Source organism: Vallitalea guaymasensis, from assembly GCF_018141425.1.
GTDB lineage: Bacteria > Bacillota > Clostridia > Lachnospirales > Vallitaleaceae > Vallitalea > Vallitalea guaymasensis.
Map to the genome: position 1 here is coordinate 2,759,513 of NZ_CP058561.1, position 25,553 is coordinate 2,785,065.

The window sequence follows — 25,553 nt, forward strand, 5'->3', positions numbered from 1 at the left end:
GGGTTGCTAAAAGAATTTATTAGGGTAATATTGCTTAATATCTTTTATATTCTTTTTGCAGGATCTGTAGGTAAATTTTTAGGTTTTTGCAGATTTTTACTAAACCAATATGTGTACAGGCTAAAATAATGAATACAGTTACTGACGATAGAACATATTTGGTACAAGGCAAATACAATGAATATAATCAAATGATTTTAGTATTAGAAGTATGTGATGTAATTAGCAAATGGAAAAAAGTAGCCTTGTGGTACATAAATAAAAAGGGTTCTCTGTGGGTTGATATTTGCATTGAAGATAATAAGAAAAGTATGATACTTGCTCCGATAGCTGTATATAGCGACGAATATAATATTCATGAGTATGGATTTACGTATAATATATCAAAAGCAATATTGAACAATTTAAAGCATAGTGAAGAGACTAGGTATGAAGTGAAATTTCAGGCAAATCTAAATAGTGATGCAAATCAAATTGCTACTACGAATTGTACAAAGACTATAATTCCTAGAATCTGTGTAGAAAACGCAAATGGATTCATTCTATCTAAATTAATTAAATTAAATACTAATGATAAACCTTTTAAAGTGGTTTATAAATACAATTAGGAGGCATTTTGTGAATAGTGTAATATGGAAATTAGATAAAACAATAGATGAGATATATGATTTATTAGAAAAAACTAGGTGCATTGAATCCGATCACAATAATCCTAGTGTTAATCTTACTTATGAATGGAAAAATAAAAATAAACAAAAAATATCTAATTATGATTGTGTTACTGCAATGGCGTGTTTGGATAAGTTCACTGGTTTTAAAGTAAATACAAGTTATAGTCATGCTTTGTTTTTGGAATATAATAACTCAACGTATTGTAATATAATAGGGGTTAAAGGTGTTGAAGCTCGGATAAGAACTAAGTTAATGGAAAAAGGCAAATATTCGCCTTGGGGTAAATTAATGTTTAAAAATATAGATGGGTATACATTCGAAAAAGATTTTTTCTACTGGTTATTAAGTAAAAAAGGGGAAAAAATAGGAAGTAATAATATTACAATATTAGATATAAGTGAATTTCAATGTAACACAGATCGAAATGCTGACAATTATAGTGGTGTATCAAGATATGGAAACATTGATAACAAACCACCCTTACAAGCGTTAATAAGTGCTTATGAAGATATAAGTAGTTTGCAAATGCATATTAAAAAGAATAATAATCAATATGTCTTTAGATTAGATAATGATGGAAGAGTAGATATAAAATTAGAAAGCTGTGGAGAGTTCGCCACTCAAAATCCACAGCAATTAAGTATTTTTGAAGCAGTTATTCATATTTATTATACTATTATACCATTGCTGCGACAGCAATACAATAAAGATATGCAAAATAGATGGAAGGTATGATTGATTTATGATAATGTCTTAGTGTACCACAATTGATTATGTCCTATTTTTTTTAATTATGGTATATAATAAAACCTCATGTATTTTATAGGCAGAGGTGATTATCATTAGAAAGGTAGACTTAAACATGACAGAACAATATAAATATGAAATTATTAAAAGATTAGTTGAAACTAAAGGGAACAAGGACAATGCAGCTCTGAAACTAGGCTGTACTAGACGAAATATAAATCGTTTAATCAAAGGTTATTTAGATCAAGGAAAGATTTTCTTTATCCATGGTAATCGTGGTCGTAAACCATCACATACAATAGAAGACAATATCAAAGAAAATATCTTAAATCTTTATCGAACAAAATATTATAACACAAACTTCACTCATTATTGTGAGTTGCTAGAAGAGCATGAAAAAATCAAGGTTTCTGTAAGTACTGTACAAAACATTCTTATGTCTGAAGGGATGCTTTCACCTAAAGCTAGACGTGTTACTAAAAAGAGAATGCGTCTTAAGTTGAAAAAACAAAGAAATGCTACTAAATCAAAGAAAGAGGTTGCTAAAATTACAGAAAACATAGTTGCTCTTGAAGATGCTCATCCTCGTAGACCACGCTGTGCTTTTTTAGGTGAGATGATTCAAATGGATGCTTCTGTACACTTTTGGTTTGGGGATAAAAAAACTCATCTACATATTGCTGTTGATGATGCTACAGGAACTGTTGTTGGAGCATATTTTGATAGACAAGAAACGTTGAAAGGCTACTATAATGTTTTTCATCAGATTTTAAATAATCATGGTATTCCCTATATGTTTTATACTGATAGACGTACTGTCTTTGAATATAGGCAAAAAAAATCTCCTTCTCTTGAAAAGGATACTTTTACTCAGTTTGGTTATGCTTGTAAACAGTTAGGGGTCGAAATCAGAACAACCAGCAATCCACAAGCCAAAGGTCGCGTAGAACGAATGTTCCAAACATTACAATCACGCCTACCAATCGAATTAAGATTAGCAGGCGCAACAACCATAGAACAAGCAAATATATTTTTGGACTCCTACATACAAAAATATAATGCTAAATTTGCTCTGCCTCTTAATAATATCAAATCTGTTTTTGAAAAACAACCCGATAATGAAAAAATTAATCTTACTCTTGCAGTTCTTGTAAATCGTAAGATTGATAATGGTCACTGTATCAGATTAAACAAAAAGTATTATAAACCTATAGATTCTAATGGCTACCCTGTTTATTACCATAAAGGTACACTGGCTCTAGTTATTAAATCTTTTGATGGACAACTATTTACAAGCATAGGAGAAAAAGTATACACTCTAGACGAGATACCAGAACATGAATATACATCAAGAAATTTCCATTACCCCCAAAGCACTGAAAAACCTCGCAAAAGATATATTCCACCAATGTCTCATCCGTGGAAAAAGAGTACTTTTACAAAGTTTGTTAAAAAGCAAAAACACTATTATGAACAATCCTTTGAGTCTGCAATGTACTCCCAAGCTTTGACCATTGCTAAATAAAATTCCATAAAAATAGCTTTTATGCCGCGAAAGTCTATTTATAATGAGAAAATGGCATGTTATGCTTTCTTTACAAGGCATCCCATGCTTTACTTGCTATGCCACAAAACAGGTTAGGGGATGCCTCTGATGCATCAAAACATGCCATTAGAGGCTCGTTGTAAATAGAACCGTGGAATAAATGCGGAAGTTATTAAAGCACCTAAAAATCGGTGCTTATATTTTGAAAATTTCGGGACATTTTCAAAAATGCTTGACATAAAGATATGCAAAATAGATGGAAGGATACGATCCTGCAATCGTTAATTCAAGATAATGCTATTTCATTAATCAGTACAATGTTGGATGAAACAGGTATGTCAATAGATGATATTCAAAAGTTAAGGGGCTGTTGCATTAGCCAATAAAATTGGCTAATGCAAGCCTTTTTTTGTGCATTGATTAACTTCTTTGACAGCATATCTAATACTAATTTTCAAAAATGGGGTAATTTAATAGACGTTCCAATAAACGTATAAAATATATTGATTCTGTAAAATTTAAATACTAAAAACTATGCACTTTTCTTGACTGAGTGTAGATATTTCCCTAGGCGACCATTTTGTATTTTTCGATGTAGTTTATTCATGTTATTTCCTAAGGCGAGAAAGATACTCTCAGCTAAAACATTCTGTGTACCACGGGTTAAATATCTTCTGAATCCCATATCCTGTTTGATTTGTGCAAAGGAGCCTTCTGCTTGAATACTTCTATTTATCCGCAACTCAATACCTTCATCACTAACTATCCGTACCAAATCCTCTTTTCGATATTTCATGAATTCTTTAGAAATCTCTAAGCGTTTGGTTCTTTCTTCTAACGGTGTTTTACAGTTGCGTCCTTTAATGCACTGGGCTTTATAATTACTATCTTTGCAATCTTCGCATTGATACTGGGTCTTTACCATCTGGTATCCTGTTCTACTTTTTCTGTTAATTGTACCTGTTACTTCTAGGCGTTTGCCATTCTTACAAATATAGGTATCTGTATCCTTTTCATAATCCATATTTTCTACACGGCTAATATCATTTTTGTATTTTCGCTTCTTTGATATTTCGTAGTTTGCAGGTTTTATAAAAGCTATCTGTCCATTTTTCTCTATAAATCCATAATTTTCTTCGCTTTCATATCCTGCATCAGCCACTACTAAATGTCAAGTTAGGTATAAAAAAATTAATTGTTAGTATTTAAACATTTGATACGAAATAGAACGTAGATTTGGAGGTTTTTATGAATTATTTAAATGAAGTGAATAGTTTGAAAAGTTGATATGACATAAAATATGATCTAGATAAATTGCCTGATAAATGCCCAATATGTAATTATGCATGTGAGCCAATTCCAGTACTCTCTTATAATAGAGGTAAAAATTTTAACGATAATAGTGAAGTGGTTTTTCTAGTATGTGCTTGTCCAAGAAACGATTGTAAAGAATTATTTTTGGTAAGATATAAAAAGATATATTATGATGCAGATATGTATAGTTTGGTAGGATATTCACCTTTTAAGTATAAAGACATAATTTTTGAAGAATGTATTTCTGATATATCCCAAACTTTTGTAGATATATATAATCAAGCAATGAAAGCAGAAAAGTATAATCTTATTGATATCGCTGGTGTAGGGTATAGAAAGGCACTTGAATTTCTAATAAAAGATTATTCAATCAAGAAAAATCCTGATAGCAAAAATGAAATAGAAAACTCGTTTCTAGGCAAATGTATAACCACTTTTATAAAAAATGAAAACATTAAACTATGTGCAAAAAGAGCTACATGGATAGGAAATGACGAAACACATTATCTAAGAAAATGAATTGATAAGGATATTTCAGATATGCGGGCATTAATAAATTTAACGATTAATTGGATAATAATGAAAGAAAATACAATTAAATATCTAAAAGAAATGAAAGATTAGTTTTTACAATTAAAGAATTATTTCGTTAATGTATACAAAAAGCAAAACAAGAAAGGGGAATAATATATGAATTATAATATTTATCAAGCAAAAAGAATGAGAGAGGAAGGGGATGGGTTACCTTCAATTAAAGAAATTGTAAAAGAAAAGCTAATGAATAGTGATGTAGAATTGAAGAAAGAGCAAATAGATGAACAAGTCTGTTTAATAATAAAATTGAGTAAGGATGAATCAATTTCTGGTGCAACTAGTACTGCTTTAAGAGAACTTGAATCAGAAGGCAGCATAGACCATATATCACATGGGTATTGGAAAAGGACAAGTATATAAAGTTGGTAATGATAACCTGACTTAAGCAAAAGTATTATTTAGGATATTAGTCAAAAAAACTTAGTTTATACTACTAAGAAATATTCTTCAAGAAGGGGTAATTATGAATAAGATTAAGTTATTAGCAATTTCATTAATACCAATAGTTATAGGATATATAATGAATTTATTAATTCTAGTACCAGGAATAGGTGTTTCTGTATTATATATAATGCCAATTATTATATTGATATATTGGTATTGGTAGGCTTGAAGTTTTCAGAGACTATTCGTAATCCTTTATTAGGAATTGTAAGTGGTAACTTTTTTGGGATATTATCACTTTGTATTTATTATTGGCAATTTATTATACTAGACAATCAAAAAAGAAGTATGTTTTTAGCGGGAATATCACAGTATTTTACTGTTCCATTAAACATATTAACTGCTAAAATTAGTATGCTTTTTGATAAGTCTCCAAGTATTATTGATCATAATAATATATTAAATATGCATTTTAGTGGGACAATCATAATGATAATAACCTTTGTCATAGGATATATAGTTGGATTAAGAAAAAATAAGAATCAGCATTAAAGCACTCCTTAATTGGCACTATACTAAAATAAGCTTTAGGACAGGCAAAGGATTTACTTTCTTAATTGAAGGTAGACCCTTTTTTATTGCTTATTATTAAATTATTTGTTAATAAATCGGGAAACGTGTTATAATATAGATTAAAGTTATATTTAGTATATACAAATCATAGTTTGCTTTTATATATTAAGTAATATAAGTAAATATAAAGATTGCACAAATTATAATATTTGAATATATAAACATTAGTTGTAAATATAACTAAAAATGTATGATTAATTTAGAGATAAATAATAAAAATAGAATAATAAGTAATATTTAACATATAATATTCTTGTATATTATTGAGATGTTTGTTATATTAACCAAAAATTTAAAATGTTATTGAATAAATAATTATTAATAGTATAATATAGGTAAAAGAGTTGAAAAATGTAGATTTATAGTAGATATATATAAATAATAAATTAAATGTTATTAATGCTGCAGCTTTAATATAAATAAAATAATGTATATGGAGAAAAAATAATGAAATATATTAAAAAAACAAAAATGTTAAATTTGTTTGCTTTAGTTCTAATTATAGTTATGGCAATTCCTTATGTAAGTTATGCACAAACAAGCAATATTAAGAGTGAAAAAGAAATTAAAGATAAAAAAGATTTAGTTAAACAAGCTAAATTAAACTTTGAAAACTTAAAGGTATCTAATAATAATCTATTGGAAGAAGGTAATAAATTATTACTTGAACTATATAGTGAAGGTTACAGTGAGAAATATATCGCTGAGGAAGCAAAAAAATATGGAATATATGTTTTGATTTCAGAAGAAGAACCTGAAATGTCTATGAGAAGTACAGAAACAAATGCAGATGTATCTAAACCATTGATAAGTTATAATGCAACTGATGATACATGGACTGTCACTGGTGGAGGGTACTGGACCTCTGAATATGCTTTTTATAACGATACAGAGTTAAAATGGGATACAGGTAAGCGTACTGGAGCAATTGGTAAACTAGATGTTGGAGGAATATCTATAACAAATATTCATGGAAATACGGAAGGAGTAATGATTGAAGACGCTTACTTATGTTCTGGAGATCAATACAAATTAAATGATAATAATAAGATTAGAAATATAAAAACTGTTAATGATACAAAAGGTGTAGCAATATCCTTCCAAGATGCATACTATGATTTTACTGGTGAAGATATTTATCAGGGCTACCGTTGGGCGATACAAGCAAAATTTACAAGTGAATTTGCAAATATTTCTTGTAATATAAAATCATATTTTTTACATACATATAAAAGTGCTAATATAGGAAAATTTCATTTTCACAGTGATGGTACTTTTGATGTAGATATGGAAAATGCTGAATACTCATGGGATAAATATTCTCAATCAAAAAGTCACTAGTAAGAATTATTTATTAAAATGATTAAACAAATCTCCTACCTGATAGAAGTTAGTTAATATCAGGTAGGGATTTTATTGTTTACTGTAGAGCTTAGTTATTTGTATGTAGCAAGTAGCATTACAAAGATCAGACCTATTAGCATATTAACGATAAATAGTATCTGAATTAATTCAATGGATTATAGAAAAAAGAACTAGATAAATAGTTCATAATCATAGTTGAATAGAAATTAATATAATAGTAAATACTTTAAGTTATTAAAAGTCTTTTTTATGGAGGTAAATTAAATGAAGAAAAAAATTTTTGGGGGGATTATATTATGTTTATTATTAGCTTTTGGTTATAAATATTATTGTTATAATTATTCTAACGAAGGTATATTAGAGAATGTAATAAATAGAAATGGATATATTTTAAATAAAATAAATGAACCAGTAAGTATCAAATTATTTGTTAAGCCCGAATGGATACCTTATAATTCTATTAAAGAGGTAGACTTAGGAGAGAAACTTTTAGAATTGCATTCTACAGATATTATTCTAAATAATATTAAAAATACTGGAAATAATATTGATTTCAGTTTTCAGACTAAATATAGTTTGAAGTTTAATAGTGGAACATTTATATATAATGGAATTCTCAATGAGAACGGAACATGTACATTAATAACTACATATAAAAATCTTATATTATATGATAAAAACAAAAAACAAATTCAGCTAGGTCAATGTGGTTCCAATTCTAAGGGCTTTTCGTTTAGCATTATACCTGAAAATTATAAATACATAGAAGAAGGGTTTTATGTTGAATATAGTGGATTTATTCTATATGAGTATATAAAGAAGTGAATGCTGATTTTTTGATTTATAATATATTACTAAATGAATCTGCTTAATAAATACAATTATGGTTTAATGTATTCTAATTACTATGATTATTTTATAAAATTATAATATTTAATAAAGCACTGATTAGTACATGGGAGTCTACCGTATTGTAGGCTCTTTAAAAATACATTCATAAATTAATTAATGAACAAAGGTAAGGTTAATACATAATGTGATTTGAAAAGGGACTATCCAAAAGTGGACTGTCTTTTTTTTCATTGCTCAATGTGTTCAATACTTAATCACAAAACTGTCCATCTTAGAGCAAAGTCAATGATATTGACCTCGTTTCGCAAAATTGAGATACCATGTGAATAATGTTTACCCTGTAGTTTTTCCCCAGAAGTGGAGAAGGGTACTTCGATAATATCGAACTACCTTTTGTCACAACTTGCTGCGAACAACCTCGACCGACAAAACTGTCGAATGTAAAGAGTGAAATCCGTCCTTTAGAAGATTACTATAATGAGGTCGGCTCAAATTTGAGCCAATCAAGATAATACCCAGAGGTGCATATAGTGCACCTCCGAAATTTCTGATTTGTTTAAAGGAAAATGAGCTTGATTTCCCAAAACTGTAAATCAAATTAAGTACCTTTAGGGCTACCCTCTTTTAGAGGGAAAGCTTTATTCTTTAAAGACAAAACTCTCATAAGTCACTGCATGAGGTGCATCCAAAATTGGACTGACCTCTAATACCGTCCTAGTACTACAGTATGAATTCAAGGTGACATTAGCCCAATCCAAAATTGGATTTAGTAAAATAGGTCTCCTTAAAATTAAGGAGTCGAATTCTTCAAAGTAACCACGAATTAGGCAGATTTTAAATCGGGCGAATATGCAATCTTAGGTCATTCCCCAAATATGGGGAAACAGATTAATAGTCCAAATGGGGTTATGTCTAAGTTCACCACCGCCTTAAAATTAAGGAGATGCATATAAGGTTATACATGATGTACAACAAGTAATGTTAAGCCATGTTAGAGAATGAGGTCAAATACTTTCCCAAGATGTTGGGAATCAAAGGTGCAAGATATGCACTTTAAGTTGGAGGTGATCTATAGCAGGCAATTATATATTGTCTGCTTTTTATTAATCAAAAACGTGCCTATAATGTGCCCATAAATTATCCACGAATAACGAATTATGCAATAAAATACCCTATGGTAGTATATAGTGTAATACTTATAAGCTTTATTAAACCTACATTATGGCAATTTATTGTATTATTTAGATGTTGAGGGATTGAACTCGAAAACCGCTGTGCGTTACAAGCGCACCGAGGGTTCAAATCCCTCTCTCTCCGTTGGCTTTGAGGTGGAACGTCCTTGAGAAACCCTTTGAATGTAGGGTTTTGGGGGCGTTTTTTTGTTCTGTGGGGAACGGATTGGAATTTGTTGGCGAACAGTTGCAGCTGATGGTATGAACAGTGTTAGAATAAGCTATAAAACATTGACTAGTTATTTAAATGATTATATAATAATAATAATTGATAGGCAATTATAAAACTAAAAATTAATTAGAAAAAAAGTAAAATGTCTATTAATAATAGAAAATATAAGGAGTGTTTTTATGAATATGAATAGAATAAGTAGCATTTTAGTAAGGGTGGCTATAAATAACAGATAAAGAGTACTTGAATAACTTTGGTCTGTTATTCAGCTACCTTAATAGTAAGTTTATTAAGGAATTAAGAATAATGAATCAAAGGAGGCTCATATGAGCAGAAATCAATTAATCAAATCACTTGAACAGTCAATTAATTTAAATTATGATTTGCCCAATGTGACGTTGAAACAACTAGAAGGTCATCAGGGGGGTCAAAATCTAGTATTTTATTTGGTATCAGATTTAGAAAAAGCTTTTGTAAGGCTTACCATTCGTCCAGATAGAGATAGGAATGCTTTGCTTGAAGAAATTAGGTTCATCAGACATTTACATGCATCTGATGTTTCAGTTGCTATCCCTATAGAGTCTTCTGATGGTAGCTTTGTAAATAGTTTTAGTTTTGAATCTGATAGCATTAATTATGTCATTTTTGAAGTTGCAAAAGGTGAACAACTATGTGACAGAGGTTATCAGTATATTGAAGGAAAATCTTTAAGTGAGCACCACTATAATTGTGGTAGGCTCATTGGTCAATTACATAATGCTTCGGAAAATTATGTCCCACATCAAGGGATGAAAAGGCATGATATAGTAACCCACATGAAGAAATTGATACAAAATTATCTACCTGGCCATCTCATAAAAGTAAAAAAGAAATTTAATGAATTAATTTGTCAATTAGAATCTCTGGATATATCAAAAGAGACTTATGGACTAATTCATGGAGATTTTGGAGATGGAAATTACAACATTGATTATGATAATGGGAAGATAACCTTATTTGATTTTGATGATAGTGGTTATTGTTGGTATATGTACGAACTTGCAGATGCATGGAGAGCGTCCCAAGGTTGGGTAATGTTTGAAGAAGATACTAACAAGCGTAGAATTAGAATGGAAGAAATATTTGATCATATACTGGATGGTTATCGTTCTGTTAGAAAGCTGAATGATTCCCAATTAAAACTTTTACCTCTTTTTCTCAAATTCGTAGAGATGGAAGGCTTTCTGGATGAATTAAGATACTTAACAGTTACAGAAGGTGAAGTGAAATTTGATGAAGATTTAATGGAACAGGTTAGAAATATTGAAAATGATATCCCATATTTAGGATTGTATGAATGATAAACCCGTTCTTTTAATATGATTTTTATAATGTTAATGAAAGATAAATAAAATAGTCAAAATAATAATAATCTATTGCCTAAGTAGTAACTAAAAACAGTTAATTGCTTAGGCTTATTTTGTCTATTCCTTTACCACTTTTATCCCATTTTTTTCATCACAAATAACTATTATTGGGGTCATTATTGAGGTGTGGGGGTTAGAGAATTTCCTCAAATAATAAAACCACTACAATTTAGCGAATAAATTGTTGTGGTTTTTTATACTTAGATAATAAAATTTAAGGTCACAAAGCAATAATATATATTGCAATTTATAAATAATATCAATTCTAAAATTAGGTAAACTTGTATTCAATACTATAACACAAATCAAACTATAAGTCTAGTATTTTTTTTCTTTTTCTATAGAATAAGAGATACATTCAAATTAATAGATATGGAGGTAAAAAGTTATGGAAGCTAAAATGCATAAGGATTATATGGAAGAAACGGAAAGATTAGAATATATCAAACAAATGATTGAAGAGGAAATAGTATTGTTAAGTAATAAAACCTATACTGTATTAAATGAGGATGTTATTGCAGAGATAGTATATATGGATAACCAGAGGATGAAAAAGCTTGAAACGTCAGCTCATAATCCCTATTTTGGAAGAATTGATTTTAGAGAAAGGAATCAAGATAAGCTAGAAAATATTTATATAGGTAAAGCATCCTTAATGGATACTGATAGTGATGAAGATGGAGTCATGCTTATTACGGATTGGAGAGCGCCAATCTCTACCCTGTATTATGATGGTAATATTGGAAGTGTTAAATATAATTGTCCAGCAGGTAATATTGGTGGGGAGTTATCATTAAAAAGAAACTACAAGATTGAAAATGGACATTTGGAAAAAATAACAGATATTGATGTATCAGCATTAGATGAAATGCTTTTAGAAGCATTAGAAGATAAAAAGGATACAAAATTAAAAGATATCGTTTCGACGATTCAATCAGAACAGAATGAAATCATTCGAGCAGATTTGACGAAATCGCTAATTATACAAGGTGTTGCTGGAAGTGGGAAGACTACTATTGCATTACATCGAATTGCATATTTAATCTATACGTACCAGCATAGATATAGACCCCATGAATTCATGATCATTGCACCCAATAAACTGTTTTTACAATATATAGAGGATATGTTACCAGAATTAGGTGTTGAAGATGTAGAACAAACGACTATGGAGGACCTAACAAAAAATATTGTAGCAGAACACTTTTCTATAAGTGAAGATGATGATAAATTAAAGAAAATTATTGAAAATGAAAGTGATAAAAATTTGGTGGAATCCTTAAGAGCTATATCTCGTATAAAAACTGACTTGAAATATAAAGTTATACTTGAAGAATTCGTTGATGAAATAATTAACGAAATACTTCCTAAAGATGATTTGATATTTGAAGGAGTTCTAATAATAGAAGCAAGTGAATTATCTAGAATATTTCATGAGAATTATAAAAGATATTCTGTGTTGAAAAGTATAAAATTAGTTAAGAAATTAATGACTACAAGATTTGAAAATAGTAAAAGTGATATAGAAGACAATATATATGCAACTATAAACCAGAGACAGATCAATCTTGAAAAAGATGAAAAAAACATAAGCAACCAAAATGAAGAGATTAAAAAAATTCATCTGGAGCAACAGAGTCGCATAAAAAACATGAAAAAGAATTTCATAAAACTCATGAATACTTACCTGAAAGAGCCTAAACAATCAATACTCAAATATTATGAGAAGTTTTTGATAAAAGATAAATTTATTAATAAGCTTATTAGCGATAAAGAATATTTAATGGATTACTTTAAAGAAATGTCCAAAAATATTCGAACAAATAAAATGGTTGAAATAGAAGACCTGCCAGCCCTCATGTATTTACAACATAAATTAATAGGAGCTAAGAATATATCAAATACTAAGCACATTGTAATAGATGAAGGACAGGATTTTGGAACTTTCCAATATTATATATTAAGGGATATAATGAAAGAAGCTACGTTCACTATACTTGGAGATATTGCCCAAGGTATTAACTATCATAGAGGTACTAGTGATTGGGAAGATGTCAAACAAAAAGTATTCAAGGATCAATGTCAAATAAAGTATCTGCAGCAGAGTTATCGTACTACAGTAGAGATTATGAATGCAGCTAATGAAGTAATTGGAAAGGTAGAAGATGAGAATATTATATTAGCACATCCAGTACTAAGGCATGGGGCACAAGTTGAAAAAATTAAAAAAGATAGTTATGGAGATATAGTAGATTGTATTGCCACAGAAATAAATAAACTTATGGATAAGTATAATTCTATAGCAATTATAGGTAAAAATAATCAGCAGTGTGAAAAAATATATGATCAAATGACGAGTAAAGGAATTGATGTTCAATGGTTGAAGGACAGAGAATCAGAGTACAGTCAGCAAATTGTATTGTTACCTTCCTATCTTGCAAAAGGATTAGAATTTGATTGTGTTATTATTCCTGGTGGAGGAGAAGATAATTATAAAATGAATAAACTGGATGGAATGTTGTTATATGTATGTATGACAAGGGCATTACATGAGCTAAGAATATATTATGTGAATGAATGTAGTGAGTTGTTAAAATAGGCTAGAAGGGTTTACGACTATGAGCGTAGACCCTTTTTAAATTAATAATTACTATTATACGTTACTTATCCGATTCTAAAGGAAATGTTACTTGCCAATTCCCTTTAGTAAATAGACCACTAGTAACAAAATCTCCCAAAAGAGAATACTGTTCTATTTCAGCTTGTGAAATATCAAATACATATTCCATATAATTTATACGTTCGCCATCATCAGAAGTATGGGTAAATGCAACATTATAATCGCATTTAATCTCATTCCCTTTTTTATTTTTTAGGGTAAAAAATCCATGATTATCTTTATTTAATGGATTAGTAACACCTATTTGAATATGCAGCATATCATCCACATAACCAATACCTGTAAAGTCTATACCCTCAACAGGGAAATTCATTGGTTGAGAGGGAAGTAGTACATTTGAGGTATCTTCATCAGATAAGAATTTTTCAAAGTTTCCTCCACCACCAATTATTTCAACTTCCTTAGTTTCAGATGCCACTCTTATGGTTGAAAGATCAATATCTAATGGTATTTGGTCGTATACGTGTTTACCACTAATAAACTCCCTTACTGAAAAGGTTATCTTGTCTCCTGTAATATTTTTGTTTCCCCATTCAGTCATAGAGATAAGGAATGTTGCGGTTTTCGTAGTATCTTCATATCCAATAAGCTGACAAGTGGCTGAACTATTGAAAGGACGATTAATGGAATAACTATCATACAAATCAGTGGTTTCATCAATTCTATCTCCTGTAAGATCTTGCATTGTAATATAAATTTCTGCCTTGTCTTCATGGATATAAGTAGCAACAACTTCCAGTTTGATGCCATTGTCTTCACAAGATTTTTGAACTGGCATAAAAAACTGTGCAACATTGGGAGAAAGATAGTACATTAATTCATAAACAGAAGGTATTCTTGCTGCCAATATAGGTAACGTTGTAAATATGCAAATTGTAAGAACAGCTACTATAATTATTGGTTTGCGAAACAATAATTTATGCTGTTTTTTACTTGATACAGTTGAAGTAGCTGAACTAATTGTTTTATTAACAAGTTCTGGTGATGGATAAATCTGTTTATTCATGTGATTATATTTTTCTCTAAACATCATAATCCTCCTTTAAGATTTCTTTTAGCTTGCGTCTTGCCCTGGTTAGCTGTGTTCTTACAGTAGATGGTTTTTGTTTCAAAATTTCACTTATTTCTGTAATACTCAAATCCTCGTAGTAGAACAGGTGTATTACTGCTCTATATTTTTTTGGTAACTTTTGAAGTTCATAGTTCAAATCATTTTCCTCACTTAATTCAAAAATGATAGTATCATCTAATGGCGCTGTTTTTTTACTCCAAGAAGATGCCCAAATTTTTTTAGTACAGTTGATGGTGACTCGTATCAACCATGCTTTTCTATGTTCTTCACTTTCAAAGTGTGGATGCTTATTTATATATCGTAAAAATACTTCTTGGAATATGTCATCAGCATCACTTTTATTTCTCATTTGGGAGAATGCCAAACGATAGACCATATCTGAATAAAATCTTACTACATTGTCTATGCAATCATCCGTACGTAATGATTCAGGTTCCATAAATTAAATTCCCCTTTCACTATTAATACCCTTTACCTATGCAAAAAGCTACAAGAAATCAAAAAAAATATAGACTTAATTTAAAACCAATACAAAATGATGACTAATATACATCATGAACATTCAAAAGAGCAATTTATGGTAATAGATACTTTATATTATATTACCACAGAAAGTATAGAAATCTAATCAAGTCCATAAATATCCATATGTAGAGAAGAGTAAATAAAAAAGCAGAATAACCCATAATAAGAGCAAAAAAATCCCTATTATTATATTTAGCAATAATGTATACTTACAAAAAGTAATTTTCAACTCTGTATTTATTCATGTTTCAACAAAATAGTAAATATAATAGTTATGCAACTGATATAAGGAGGGATAATGATGAGATTATCAACATCAACTAATATTATGGATAGGTATCAAAGTATTCAAAATAAAATAACACTTGAAGAGTGTATAAAAGCTTGTGCAAAGGCAGGATATAAGGTGCTTGACATTAACTTTTGTGATATGTCAAATGAGGGGATGCCTCTTACATTTGATAATTGGGAAGAATGGGTTGACAGTATTGGTGAATTAGGTTCTAAGCTTGGAATTGAATTTTCTCAATCTCACTCAGCATTTTACAATGTATGTGATATGACTATTGAAGATCGTCCTTGGCGTGAAGAACTTGTTAGACGAGCTATAATAGGGTCTGCAAAATTAGGGGTCAAGTGGGTTGTATTCCATGCAGGTACCGTTTATGATAATGGTTTTTCAGCAGAGAAATCTAAAAAAAGCAACCTTGAGTATTTTGCTCCACACATAGAACTTGCTAAAAAAGTAGGGACAGGAATTGCTATAGAAAACCTTTTTGAGCTTCCTGTGGAAAGAAAGCGAAGATATACAGGAACTGTAGAAGAACTAATTGATATTGTTGATAGTATTAATGATTCATCAGTAGGTATATGTTGGGATTTCGGTCACGGAAACTTAATGGGAATTGATCAAAACAAAGCGTTAAGGCAGATAGGAAAAAGATTAGCGGCTACTCATGTAGCAGATAATTCAGGCAAAAGAGATGATCATGTAGCACCTTTTTACGGTCAGATAGATTGGGCTCCACTTATGAAAACCTTGAAGGAAATCAAGTATCAATATGATTTCACATATGAAATACATAACTTTACAAATAGAATGCCTATTGAACTCAGAGAAACTGCATTAAAACATTCAGTAGAGATAGGTGAATACTTGTTAAGTTTAGCAAAATAGATGCGAAAGGACATTTGTATGAAGACACAAACTAAAATTTCAGTTATGCCCCATACTCATTGGGATAGAGAGTGGTATTTTGTATCATCAAAATCATTAATGTTTTCACTACACAATTTTAGAGAAGCAATGGATTACCTAAAGGAAAACGATGACTTCAAATATTTTTTACTGGATGCACAAGTATCTATTATTGATGATTATATAAAATACTATCCTGAGGATGAGGAATTAATCAAGGAGCTTATTTCTACAGAAAGGTTAATAATAGGACCATGGTATACACAAACAGATCTTTTGGTTATAGGCGGCGAATCTATAGTTAGAAATTTGTATTATGGTATGGATAGAGCTAAAGAGCTTGGCAATACAATGCATGTAGGATATGTTCCAGATAGTTTTGGACAATCAGCTCAAATGCCTCAAATATATAATGGGTTCAACATTGATAAATGTGTTTTTAGAAGAGGAAAATCAGAAAAGCAAATAGATAAAGCGGAATTTTATTGGGAAGGACCAGGCGACTCTAAGGTATTTACTCATAACATAGTAGATTATGGAAATATGATTAATCCTCCACGAGAAAAAGATGAAATAATAGAATATTTCAATGGTAAGATAGATGAATTATTACCACTATCAACAAGCAACCATATCTTACTTATGAACGGACAAGATCAAAGACCTATTAGAAAAGATTTGTTAGAAATCATAGAAAAAGCAAGAGAAGAAGGATTAGACGTAGAAATCAACAATCTATATAATACGTTAGAGGTGTTAGAAGCTGAGGGTATCAAGAATGGTAATATACCTACATTCCAAGGAGAATTTACCTTTGGGCAAAAGAGCAGAGTACATAAATCAATATTTTCTAATAGAGCTGATTTGAAAATATTAAATAATAAAACAGAAAATAAGATTGTTAATATAATTGAACCAATGTGTACTATAGCTTATAGTTTAGGCATTAGATATAATCATAAAGCTATAGAGGAAATGTGGAAACTGATGTTTGAAAATGCTGCACATGACAGTATAGGAATGTGCAATTCAGATACAGTAAATAGGGATATTGAAAGTAGATACAAAAGAGTAAATGATCTAGCAGATAATCTCTTTGAAATAGTGGCAAGGCTTATTGGGCAAGGTATACCAGAAAAAGATGTATTCCAATTTCAAGTATATAATTACCTTCCATATAAGAGAAGTGATGTTATGAAGGTAACATTATTTACTCCAGGAACAAACTTCAAGGTTATGGATTCTAAAGGGGAAGAGCAAAAACATTATATAATAGATAGCAAGAATGTTACAGAAAAGATATATAACGATTCTATAAGTGAAGTAGGAGTAAATGGTGATTATAATCCTAAATGGGTAGAAGATAAGGTAGAGATATATGAGACTACTATGTATTTACACGTTAAAGATATAGATTCAATGGGATATAAAACTTTATATTTCAAGCAATTGGGAAAAGTATCGGAAATTTCTTCACAGGATAATGATAATAATCAAATAATAGAGAATGAATTCATTGAAGTAAAAATATCAAAAGAAGAAGGAATAACAATTTTTGATAAAGAAACAAAGAAAGAAATAAAAGGTTTCTTTAAGGTAGAAGACAGTGGTGATGACGGAGATACTTATGATTATTCAGAGCCTAGAGAAGATAGATATTACTATACTGATTCTACGGATATATCTGATGTTTCTATAGAAAAAAATCCTCTAGTTCAAAAAGTTTCATTTAACATGAAAATGAGAATACCAAAAAATCTTATTTCCAGAAAAAATGATGTATTGGATAGTGAAGTAGTTTTAAAAGTAGATATGATTATCAAAGATGGAGATAGAAAAGTAGATATAAATGTAACTATGGATAATCAAGCTATTGAGCATAGAATGAGAATCTTATTCAAGACAGAAATTGAATCAGAGTTATCTATAGCAGATCAGCAATTTGGTAGTATCAAAAGACCAACATATTTAAAAGAAGTTGAGATATGGGAAAAAGAAGGTTGGGTTGAAAAGCCTAGAACCTTAGAGCCAATGCAAAGTTTTGTAACTTTAAAAAATGGAGATTATGGAGTAGCAGTGATAACTGATTGTGTCAGAGAATATCAAATCGTTGGTGAAAAACTGGATACAATAGCAGTTACAATGTTCAGGTCAGTCCCTTATATGGGTAAAGGGAATCTATTAGATAGACCAGGTAGAGCATCAGGTATGGAATGGGAGACTCCAGATGCTAAATTGTTGAAGGAAATGAAATTTAATTTTTCTGTATTATTGTATACAGATGATAAGGAAAATTATTTATCAAAACTATCAAAAGAGATTTTTACTCCATTGAAAGCATATCAAGCAGCAGAGTTCAAAAATAATTTTGAGTATTTTATTCTTAATAAAAGTGTTAATAGAAATAAAAAAGACAATTATTCTCTATTAGAATTTAATGGAGGCAATGCAATATTAAGTGCATTCAAAAAAGCTGAAAAGAATGATGGATATATTTTAAGAGTATTCAATGGAAATATTGAAGATTCTTTGGAAGATGAGATTCGATTTGTTGATATGGAAAAAAGAGTAGTGTCAGAAGTAATGTTAGACGAGACTACAGTAAAAACAGAATTGGAGAACACAGAGAAAGTCTCTATGAATTTGGAAGGTAGCGAATTTAAAACATTATTTCTAAAATAGGCAAATAGCAAAAAATCTATAAGTATTAGTATTATAAATAAAAGACTAAGAGTGGTTCTGTTTCACAATACATTATTTTTAGTAACCTTCCCTTACCGTTAAAGAAAGTTTATCTTGTTATGCTGAATAAGATAAAATGTATTGTGAGACAGCCACTTTTAATCAATAGTCTGTTTCAAGATTTTAGGTTTAGTCCATATTAATTGTTAAATAATATTTGAATTTCACTTGGACATAATATCAGAATTATTCTTATAACATAGATTATAAAGATCTAAAAATTTTAATCTCGTTTCCATAGCACTGTAGGAAACATCAAATTTATTAGCAAGATATAATATATTTCTATTCAGATTTTTTCTGATAGAGATATAAGGCATGAGGATTTCACCAGCCACTATATCAGCTTCCAAATCCAATATACGAAAATCATCATCTGTTAATGAGCTGATATCAAATGAGGTATAATGATTCATGATTATATGACCTATCTCGTGAGCAATAGTAAATTTACACCTCTGTTTTTTAATACCTTGCGCATTATCAATAATTATACAATAATTTTTTGTTTTAGGGTTGTAGAGGGTATAGCCTTCTTCTCCACATAAATCATCAATTTCGAATTTCCATTTCATAAGGTATACAATCTTAATAGGATCAATAGGATAAGATTTTATATTAAGGCTTTTCAAAAATGTTCTTCCTACTTGTTTGGCATATTCATATCTAGGTTTCTTAGGTACATTCACTACAACGATTCCTCCTTATGAATGATTACTCGTCCTCCAAAAAAGCTTTCATCAACTTAACCATTTTTGCTCTGGCTTCTGGTGTCAATTCTTTTGTAGCACGTCTTAATACTTTTATTCCTTCAGGAAATTCTTCCTCAAGATAATCTACTGAAGATTCTTTACCTCCTACAAGATAATCAATTGTAACACCAAAAAAATCAGCTATTTGCTTTAATGTCTCAGGATTAGGTCTTCTGTCGTCTCTTTCATATCCTGAAATTGTTGTTACTGCAATATTCAATGCATTGGCTAAATCACGCTGATACAAGCCTCGTTCATTTCTCAGATATTTTATTTTCTCTCCTAATGTCATAAATTTCCCTCCTGACATGAAATTGAATAAACATTCACATAATAAAATTCTTAGTAATTTATCCTTTAATAGTATTATAATACACGTTATGAGTGATGTCAATTTGCAAAAGCTTTATTATAGTAAATGTATTGAATTATTTTAATACAAAGTATTGACAAAATAGTAAAAATGAGTAATATTAATAATATAGTGCAAACGGTTGCCTTAGATAATCATATAAAGCAACTGTTACTTTATTTAAATTTACTTAAACGGTTAAGTGTTATGATTCATTAAATATAATGATATATCTGCTAATTTTGTAATTAATTATCTCACATAGATTAATTATATTAGTGGTTATCAAGAATGAAGGCGGTGATATATGAACCATAACGTCAGTATTTTTCTTAGTTATATGAACTTAGTTGAGGTAGAATGAAAATAGGAGGAAAATATTATGAGAAAAATGACTAAATGTTTGTCATTACTATTAACTTTTGTTGTAATTATTGGATTATTTACTGGATGCGGTAACAAAGACAAGAAAGAAGAAACTACAAGTGGTGAAAATGCTGTATCAAAAGAAGAAGGAGATTCTAATTCTGGAATAAATGCATCTATCGTTGTACAGGTTGAAAAAGATTGGCTTTTCTATTATCGGGAAGCCGCTGAGAGAGTTAAGGCTAAGAACCCTGGAGCAAGTATTGAATTTAACGTAACAGGTTCTTTTGATCATCTTGATGTATTAGATTCAACAGATGTAACTAACAAAGATATTGCAGATGTATTTGCATTTCCAGCAGATAGAGTCTATGGTTTATCTCAAAATGAAGTTTTAGCAGAGTTAGATGCTAAAACAATGGCAGCTAATGTAGGTGGTTTTGATGATTATGACAATGGTCTTGGTGGTAATTTTAATGTTGATGGTCATTATCTAGCATTTCCTTTAAATATAGAGACATTAATTAATTTTGGTAATAAAGCAAATGCAGAAGCAAAAGGAATAGATTTATCTAAACCTATAGAATTCAGTGAACTTGAATATAGAGACATGTTAGTAAAAGTATTTGATGCTTGGTTTGGAGTTGCTTTCACTAATTCAGTTGGAATCGAGTTATTAGGTAAAGATGATTCAGGTAATTTATATTCAGATATGACAAAAGAATTCACAGAATTAACTGAGGACCAACAAAATCTATTCAAAGTTTTATTCAACTATTGGAAAGAGCATAATGAAGCAGGAACAGATTTATGGGATAAAGAGGCTGTAGGCGGATATATGGACGCTGAATTCACAACTGGTGGTAACAATTCAATTCGTTTAGAAGGTCCATGGGCAACAGCAGGATTATCAGAAAAAGCTAGTAATGGCGAAGAACTTCAGATTTTACCAATCAATCAAGTTACTATTAATGGAAAACCATTAGCACATTGGAAAAGTGGTTGGGGACTTGGAATTAATGCAAGAATTGAAGAAGACAAAGATAAGATGGCACTTGCTCAAGCTATGATAGAAGAAATCGTTAATAGAGATTACGCAGTTGAATTATTCAAAGCTACAGGTAAAATCTTAGAAAATGTTGATGAATCAGTATATGAAGAATCAGACCTTGAAGATATGGATAAAAAATCAATAAAAGCTGTTATAGAATCTTACAAAACTGCACCAGCTAGACCATTATTCACAGAATGGGGTTCAGTATGGTCCACATGGGAAAATGCAATATTATCATGGTCAGCAGTTAAACCAGCAACAGTTGAAGACGCTTATGCTGAAGTAAAAGCTGCATTTGATGCAATGATGACTAACTTCTAGGTGTATATATAAAAAATACATAATTAAAGAGAGGTTAATGATTAGTCTCTCTTTAATTACCTTTTATTGAGGTGATGAGACTTTGAAAGGTTATACAAAATTACCTAAAAAACATCTTTATATTATAATTTTAACCTTGGGATTTATAATTTTCTTATTATCATTAGAGGTTATGATGAAAGTTAAAGATATAAATATGTTTAACAACTGGCTAAAAGATAATAAACAATATACTATAGCAAATTTAGAGAACGCAGATTTTTTCAATACGTATATATCAATTAATCTTTCATTATATTTTCAGAGGATTATTGTCCCAATAGGATTAGGTATTCATACGTATCTGGCATATGTAAAGCTAAGAATCAATAAATTATTTGTATTCATATGGACTGTTTTATTGATCGGGTCCATTTTATATACAGTAGTAGGATTGAAAAATCTTGCTGTATTTTCATATATGTATATTGGATTATATATTATAGTGATATTCACCGTTCTATCCTTAATGACGGTTATTGAAAAATGTGAAAATCCCTGAAAGGTGTGGTATCAAACTTGAAAAGAGTAAATGAATTTTTGTACGATGATATTGGGAATGCTTATGAAAGAAAGAATCTATATCTAAAAGAAATCGCTACACTATATAATGAATACGACGAAACAAAAGATAAAAGCTTACTGAAGAAAATAAGCAAACTGAAGCAAAACAAAAAACAGCATCCATATGTAATAGAATTGGATAAATATATTGAGAAAGAAAAAATATTTAATAAAGAACTAAAAGGAAAAGAAAGAAAGTACATAGACAATCTACCAAAGAATCTTTCACATAAAATGAAAAGACTGAAGATAAATCTATTTTTAAGTGAGCAGAGGAAAGATTTTTATAAAGATTATGTTGATATCAGTTATGAAGCAAATTATAAATATGAAAAATCTCTTATTGAAATAGATCAATTACCATCTATCATAGAGCATCTAGAAATAAATGAAGATGAGTTGAAAAAAGCGAAGCTCAGTAAAAAGAACATTAATCCCAGTGAGCAAAGCAAATCAAAAGCTGAACTGAAGGCTTATATTACTGAGCAAAAGAAAATATTAGATAATAATATTGAAAAATTGAAAACAAAAAGAAAACATAGACAGATTTCAAAAAAAGCATTGAACGAAGGAATTAAAGAACTCAAAATACAATCCAAAGAAAATATCAATGTAAAATCTTATGAAATTCCTCTTAAGAATGCTAAGGAATTAATTAAGAACAAGAAATTTGAGATTAACAATAATTCTAAAAGAAAAAGAATGGTGTTAAATGCCAACATATCAGATTTGAGGCGAAAAATGCCAACTGAAGTGGAAAATAATGTTCCGTATAAAGGCTTTTTAACTTTTTTACTCCCAGGTGTTGGACAGTTACTTAATAAGCAGTATATAAAGGGAATGTTATTTTTTATTATAAGTCTTTTTATATATGCTGTTGCCATACCTTATGCATTAGGTTTCGGCAATTATCAAGGTAATGGAATAGCTGGACTTGTGTCTCTTGCACAGGGAGGTAGAAAAATAGATAAATCCCTGATATTCATGATTGAGGGTATCATTGCAATATTTATGATAGTCATTGGGATTATATTGATGTATGTATCTTTTAAAGATGTACATCATGTGGAAAAAGATAAAATAAAGGGAATTCGTCCTAAAAACTGGTTTGAAACCAAAACAAGCATTTCAGAAGATGGATTTCCATATATAGCATCACTTCCTGCTCTATTGGTCACTATATTTATTGTTTTAGTACCTATAACAACTGCTATATTACTTTCATTTACAGGGATGGATCCAAAACATCAATCAAAATTTACTTGGATAGGTCTTAGTAATTATAAGTTAATAGCTTTGGGAGAAGGAATTGCCGGTTCAGCATTCTGGTTAATATTAGGCTGGACTCTAGTTTGGACAGCAGTTGCAACTACGTTAGCGATTTTAATTGGATTTTTCTTAGCAATTCTAGTCAATAACGAAAGAATCAAGGGTAAGGTAATCTTTAGATCAATTTATCTATTACCTTGGGCAGTACCTGCATTTATTACCATAATGTTTTTCAGCATCATGTTTTCACCAAATGGAGCTATAACGGAGATAATATCTTCTATTTTTGGAAGACAGATTGTAGTTAAAAACGATCCTAATCTATCACGTATTGCACTTATTTTGATGCAAGCCTGGTTAGGTAGTTCATATATATTTTTACTGTCTACAGGTGTATTACAAGCTATACCAGGAGATTTGTATGAAGCCGCTAGGATAGATGGTGCCACAGCTTGGCAGAAATTGAAACGTATAACACTACCAATAGTCCTTTTTCAAACAGCACCATTACTAGTAGGACAGTATACTTTTAATTTCAATAACTTTTCTATAATTTATTTATTTAACAGCGGTGGACCTTTTAATCCAAGTAAATATGGTAACCTAGCTGGAACAACGGATTTACTTATTTCTTATATATTTAAGTTAACAACAGAAAATCAATATCAATCTATTGGAGCAGCGATAACAGTTGTCATATCTTTAGGGTTAATGCTATTTGCCTTTATTGGTTTCAAGAACTCTAAAGCTTTCAAAGAGGAGAAATTGTAATGGGAATGTTCAAGAAAAAAAGTGATTTATATCTATCGGATAAACAACCTTTAACATTAATGGGTAAAATAGGAATATTTTTCTCTTACATAGTATTGCTTTTTTGGTCATTAGCCATTTTATGGCCTTTGTATCAAATGGTTGTATCAGCATTCAATGGTGCTCAAGGACAGTATCTAATGCTGAACAGAGATTTTAATTTTTCTATCAAACACTTTAAATATTTATTTGAAGAGACTTTGTATCTAAGATGGGTAGTCAATACTATTTTTATAGCTATCACAAGTGCAATCCTAACATTGATTATAGTTTCTTTTACTGGATTCGCTTATTCAAGGTATAGATTCAAAGGGAGAAAAGCCTCTTTAATGACTATTATGTTAATTCAAACCATTCCTGCTTTTGCAGGGATTACAGCATATTTTACTATGCACTCTATTATTTCCTCAGTTATTCCATCATTTTCTAGACAAATGATGTTAATACTCATTTATTCTGGTGGGGGTATTGCAGGAAATACATTTATTCTAAAAGGTTATCTTGATTCAATATCTTCAGAGTTGGACGATGCAGCTAAGATTGACGGGTGCTCCAATATGAAAGTATATAGATTGATTATAATGCCTATTGCGAGACCTATGTTAGCAATTATAGCTTTATGGTCATTCATCGGTCCTTTTATGGACTATCTATTGCCAAAAGTATTGTTGACAAGCCCAGAATCCTATACATTGGCTGCTGGCTTATTTACTCTTATTAATGATTTTAGAACACTTAATCAACCAGCTTTTGCAGCTGGAGGGTTGTTGACGGCAGTACCTATTGTCATTATGTTTACGCTTCTACAAAAGCAATTAGTATCAGGTTTATCAAAAGGTTCGGTAAAAGGTTGATTATATATTGTATTGATTTTATACATATAAACAGGAGG

The 25,553-nt window shown here is 30.0% G+C and carries 20 protein-coding genes and 1 pseudogene; 16 read left to right on the plus strand and 5 right to left on the minus strand.

Annotated elements, in window-relative coordinates; all coding sequences use genetic code 11:
- The first annotated feature begins 128 nt into the window (after positions 1-128).
- From HYG85_RS12195 to HYG85_RS12205, 3 genes are all read left to right on the plus strand, one after another.
- Positions 129-608, plus strand: a complete 480-nt coding sequence (locus HYG85_RS12195) for a hypothetical protein (protein WP_212693629.1) — start codon at positions 129-131, stop codon at positions 606-608.
- 10 nt (positions 609-618) lie between these two features.
- Complete coding sequence (locus HYG85_RS12200) at positions 619-1,407, plus strand: hypothetical protein (RefSeq protein ID WP_212693630.1); 789 nt, start codon at positions 619-621, stop codon at positions 1,405-1,407.
- A gap of 127 nt (positions 1,408-1,534) precedes the next feature.
- Positions 1,535-2,944, plus strand: a complete 1,410-nt coding sequence (locus tag HYG85_RS12205; RefSeq protein ID WP_212690122.1) for an ISNCY family transposase — start codon at positions 1,535-1,537, stop codon at positions 2,942-2,944.
- A 553-nt stretch (positions 2,945-3,497) separates the two neighbouring features.
- Here the strand turns inward: HYG85_RS12205 and HYG85_RS12210 are convergent.
- A pseudogene (locus HYG85_RS12210) lies at positions 3,498-4,130 on the minus strand (transposase); the annotation flags it as partial.
- A gap of 149 nt (positions 4,131-4,279) precedes the next feature.
- Here HYG85_RS12210 and HYG85_RS12215 point away from each other — a divergent pair.
- The 7 genes from HYG85_RS12215 (at position 4,280) to helD (ending at position 13,516) form a co-directional block, all read left to right on the plus strand.
- Positions 4,280-4,798 (plus strand): DUF4145 domain-containing protein, encoded by a 519-nt coding sequence (locus HYG85_RS12215; RefSeq protein WP_212693632.1) that lies wholly within the window; start codon positions 4,280-4,282, stop codon positions 4,796-4,798.
- Between the two features lie 171 nt (positions 4,799-4,969).
- Complete coding sequence (locus HYG85_RS12220; RefSeq protein WP_212693633.1) at positions 4,970-5,233, plus strand: hypothetical protein; 264 nt, start codon at positions 4,970-4,972, stop codon at positions 5,231-5,233.
- Positions 5,234-5,336: 103 nt separating this feature from the next.
- Positions 5,337-5,480 carry a hypothetical protein gene (locus HYG85_RS12225; RefSeq protein WP_212693634.1) on the plus strand — a complete coding sequence of 48 codons (144 nt, stop codon included), beginning with the start codon at positions 5,337-5,339 and terminating at the stop codon, positions 5,478-5,480.
- A gap of 857 nt (positions 5,481-6,337) precedes the next feature.
- Positions 6,338-7,231, plus strand: coding sequence for a hypothetical protein (locus tag HYG85_RS12230; protein WP_212693635.1), 894 nt, complete (start codon positions 6,338-6,340; stop codon positions 7,229-7,231).
- Between the two features lie 288 nt (positions 7,232-7,519).
- The gene (locus HYG85_RS12235) at positions 7,520-8,080 is read left to right on the plus strand and encodes a hypothetical protein (protein WP_212693636.1); all 561 of its coding nucleotides are present in this window, start codon (positions 7,520-7,522) and stop codon (positions 8,078-8,080) included.
- A gap of 1,757 nt (positions 8,081-9,837) precedes the next feature.
- Complete coding sequence (locus HYG85_RS12240; RefSeq protein ID WP_212693637.1) at positions 9,838-10,851, plus strand: phosphotransferase enzyme family protein; 1,014 nt, start codon at positions 9,838-9,840, stop codon at positions 10,849-10,851.
- A gap of 454 nt (positions 10,852-11,305) precedes the next feature.
- Positions 11,306-13,516, plus strand: a complete 2,211-nt coding sequence (gene helD, locus HYG85_RS12245) for an RNA polymerase recycling motor HelD (protein ID WP_212693638.1) — start codon at positions 11,306-11,308, stop codon at positions 13,514-13,516.
- A 61-nt stretch (positions 13,517-13,577) separates the two neighbouring features.
- On the opposite strand, the gene HYG85_RS12250 is transcribed toward helD, so the two are convergent.
- Positions 13,578-14,627, minus strand: coding sequence for a hypothetical protein (locus tag HYG85_RS12250; RefSeq protein ID WP_212693639.1), 1,050 nt, complete (start codon positions 14,625-14,627; stop codon positions 13,578-13,580).
- Complete coding sequence (locus HYG85_RS12255) at positions 14,620-15,108, minus strand: RNA polymerase sigma factor (protein WP_212693640.1); 489 nt, start codon at positions 15,106-15,108, stop codon at positions 14,620-14,622. Before HYG85_RS12255 ends, HYG85_RS12250 begins: the two co-directional genes overlap by 8 nt.
- Before the next feature lie 387 nt (positions 15,109-15,495).
- On the opposite strand from HYG85_RS12255, the gene HYG85_RS12260 reads away from it, so the two are divergent.
- Together HYG85_RS12260 and HYG85_RS12265 are read left to right on the plus strand one after the other, a co-directional pair.
- The gene (locus HYG85_RS12260) at positions 15,496-16,371 is read left to right on the plus strand and encodes a sugar phosphate isomerase/epimerase family protein (RefSeq protein WP_212693641.1); all 876 of its coding nucleotides are present in this window, start codon (positions 15,496-15,498) and stop codon (positions 16,369-16,371) included.
- Positions 16,372-16,389: 18 nt separating this feature from the next.
- A complete protein-coding gene (locus HYG85_RS12265) occupies positions 16,390-19,074 on the plus strand; it encodes a glycoside hydrolase family 38 N-terminal domain-containing protein (protein ID WP_212693642.1) in 2,685 nt (894 codons plus the stop codon).
- Between the two features lie 224 nt (positions 19,075-19,298).
- Here HYG85_RS12265 and HYG85_RS12270 read toward each other — a convergent pair whose 3' ends face one another.
- Positions 19,299-19,823, minus strand: a complete 525-nt coding sequence (locus tag HYG85_RS12270; protein ID WP_212693643.1) for an ImmA/IrrE family metallo-endopeptidase — start codon at positions 19,821-19,823, stop codon at positions 19,299-19,301.
- A gap of 25 nt (positions 19,824-19,848) precedes the next feature.
- Positions 19,849-20,178, minus strand: coding sequence for a helix-turn-helix domain-containing protein (locus tag HYG85_RS12275; protein ID WP_113673211.1), 330 nt, complete (start codon positions 20,176-20,178; stop codon positions 19,849-19,851).
- A gap of 442 nt (positions 20,179-20,620) precedes the next feature.
- Between HYG85_RS12275 and HYG85_RS12280 the strand changes: the two genes are divergently transcribed.
- From HYG85_RS12280 to HYG85_RS12295, 4 genes are all read left to right on the plus strand, one after another.
- A complete protein-coding gene (locus HYG85_RS12280; RefSeq protein WP_212693644.1) occupies positions 20,621-21,979 on the plus strand; it encodes a sugar ABC transporter substrate-binding protein in 1,359 nt (452 codons plus the stop codon).
- 82 nt (positions 21,980-22,061) lie between these two features.
- Complete coding sequence (locus tag HYG85_RS12285; protein ID WP_212693645.1) at positions 22,062-22,520, plus strand: hypothetical protein; 459 nt, start codon at positions 22,062-22,064, stop codon at positions 22,518-22,520.
- 17 nt (positions 22,521-22,537) lie between these two features.
- Positions 22,538-24,622 (plus strand): carbohydrate ABC transporter permease, encoded by a 2,085-nt coding sequence (locus tag HYG85_RS12290; protein WP_212693646.1) that lies wholly within the window; start codon positions 22,538-22,540, stop codon positions 24,620-24,622.
- A complete protein-coding gene (locus HYG85_RS12295; RefSeq protein WP_202975192.1) occupies positions 24,622-25,515 on the plus strand; it encodes a sugar ABC transporter permease in 894 nt (297 codons plus the stop codon). Before HYG85_RS12290 ends, HYG85_RS12295 begins: the two co-directional genes overlap by 1 nt.
- Positions 25,516-25,553 lie beyond the last annotated feature (38 nt).

Coding starts and splice junctions, on each gene's coding strand:
- helD (WP_212693638.1), top strand. CDS start 11,306: ATGGAAGCTAAAATGCATAAGGATTATATGGAAGAAACGGAAAGATTA.
- HYG85_RS12275 (WP_113673211.1), bottom strand. CDS start 20,178: ATGACATTAGGAGAGAAAATAAAATATCTGAGAAATGAACGAGGCTTG.
- HYG85_RS12230 (WP_212693635.1), top strand. CDS start 6,338: ATGAAATATATTAAAAAAACAAAAATGTTAAATTTGTTTGCTTTAGTT.
- HYG85_RS12240 (WP_212693637.1), top strand. CDS start 9,838: ATGAGCAGAAATCAATTAATCAAATCACTTGAACAGTCAATTAATTTA.
- HYG85_RS12225 (WP_212693634.1), top strand. CDS start 5,337: ATGAATAAGATTAAGTTATTAGCAATTTCATTAATACCAATAGTTATA.
- HYG85_RS12255 (WP_212693640.1), bottom strand. CDS start 15,108: ATGGAACCTGAATCATTACGTACGGATGATTGCATAGACAATGTAGTA.
- HYG85_RS12280 (WP_212693644.1), top strand. CDS start 20,621: ATGAGAAAAATGACTAAATGTTTGTCATTACTATTAACTTTTGTTGTA.
- HYG85_RS12265 (WP_212693642.1), top strand. CDS start 16,390: ATGAAGACACAAACTAAAATTTCAGTTATGCCCCATACTCATTGGGAT.
- HYG85_RS12220 (WP_212693633.1), top strand. CDS start 4,970: ATGAATTATAATATTTATCAAGCAAAAAGAATGAGAGAGGAAGGGGAT.
- HYG85_RS12250 (WP_212693639.1), bottom strand. CDS start 14,627: ATGTTTAGAGAAAAATATAATCACATGAATAAACAGATTTATCCATCA.
- HYG85_RS12260 (WP_212693641.1), top strand. CDS start 15,496: ATGAGATTATCAACATCAACTAATATTATGGATAGGTATCAAAGTATT.
- HYG85_RS12205 (WP_212690122.1), top strand. CDS start 1,535: ATGACAGAACAATATAAATATGAAATTATTAAAAGATTAGTTGAAACT.
- HYG85_RS12235 (WP_212693636.1), top strand. CDS start 7,520: ATGAAGAAAAAAATTTTTGGGGGGATTATATTATGTTTATTATTAGCT.
- HYG85_RS12195 (WP_212693629.1), top strand. CDS start 129: ATGAATACAGTTACTGACGATAGAACATATTTGGTACAAGGCAAATAC.
- HYG85_RS12295 (WP_202975192.1), top strand. CDS start 24,622: ATGGGAATGTTCAAGAAAAAAAGTGATTTATATCTATCGGATAAACAA.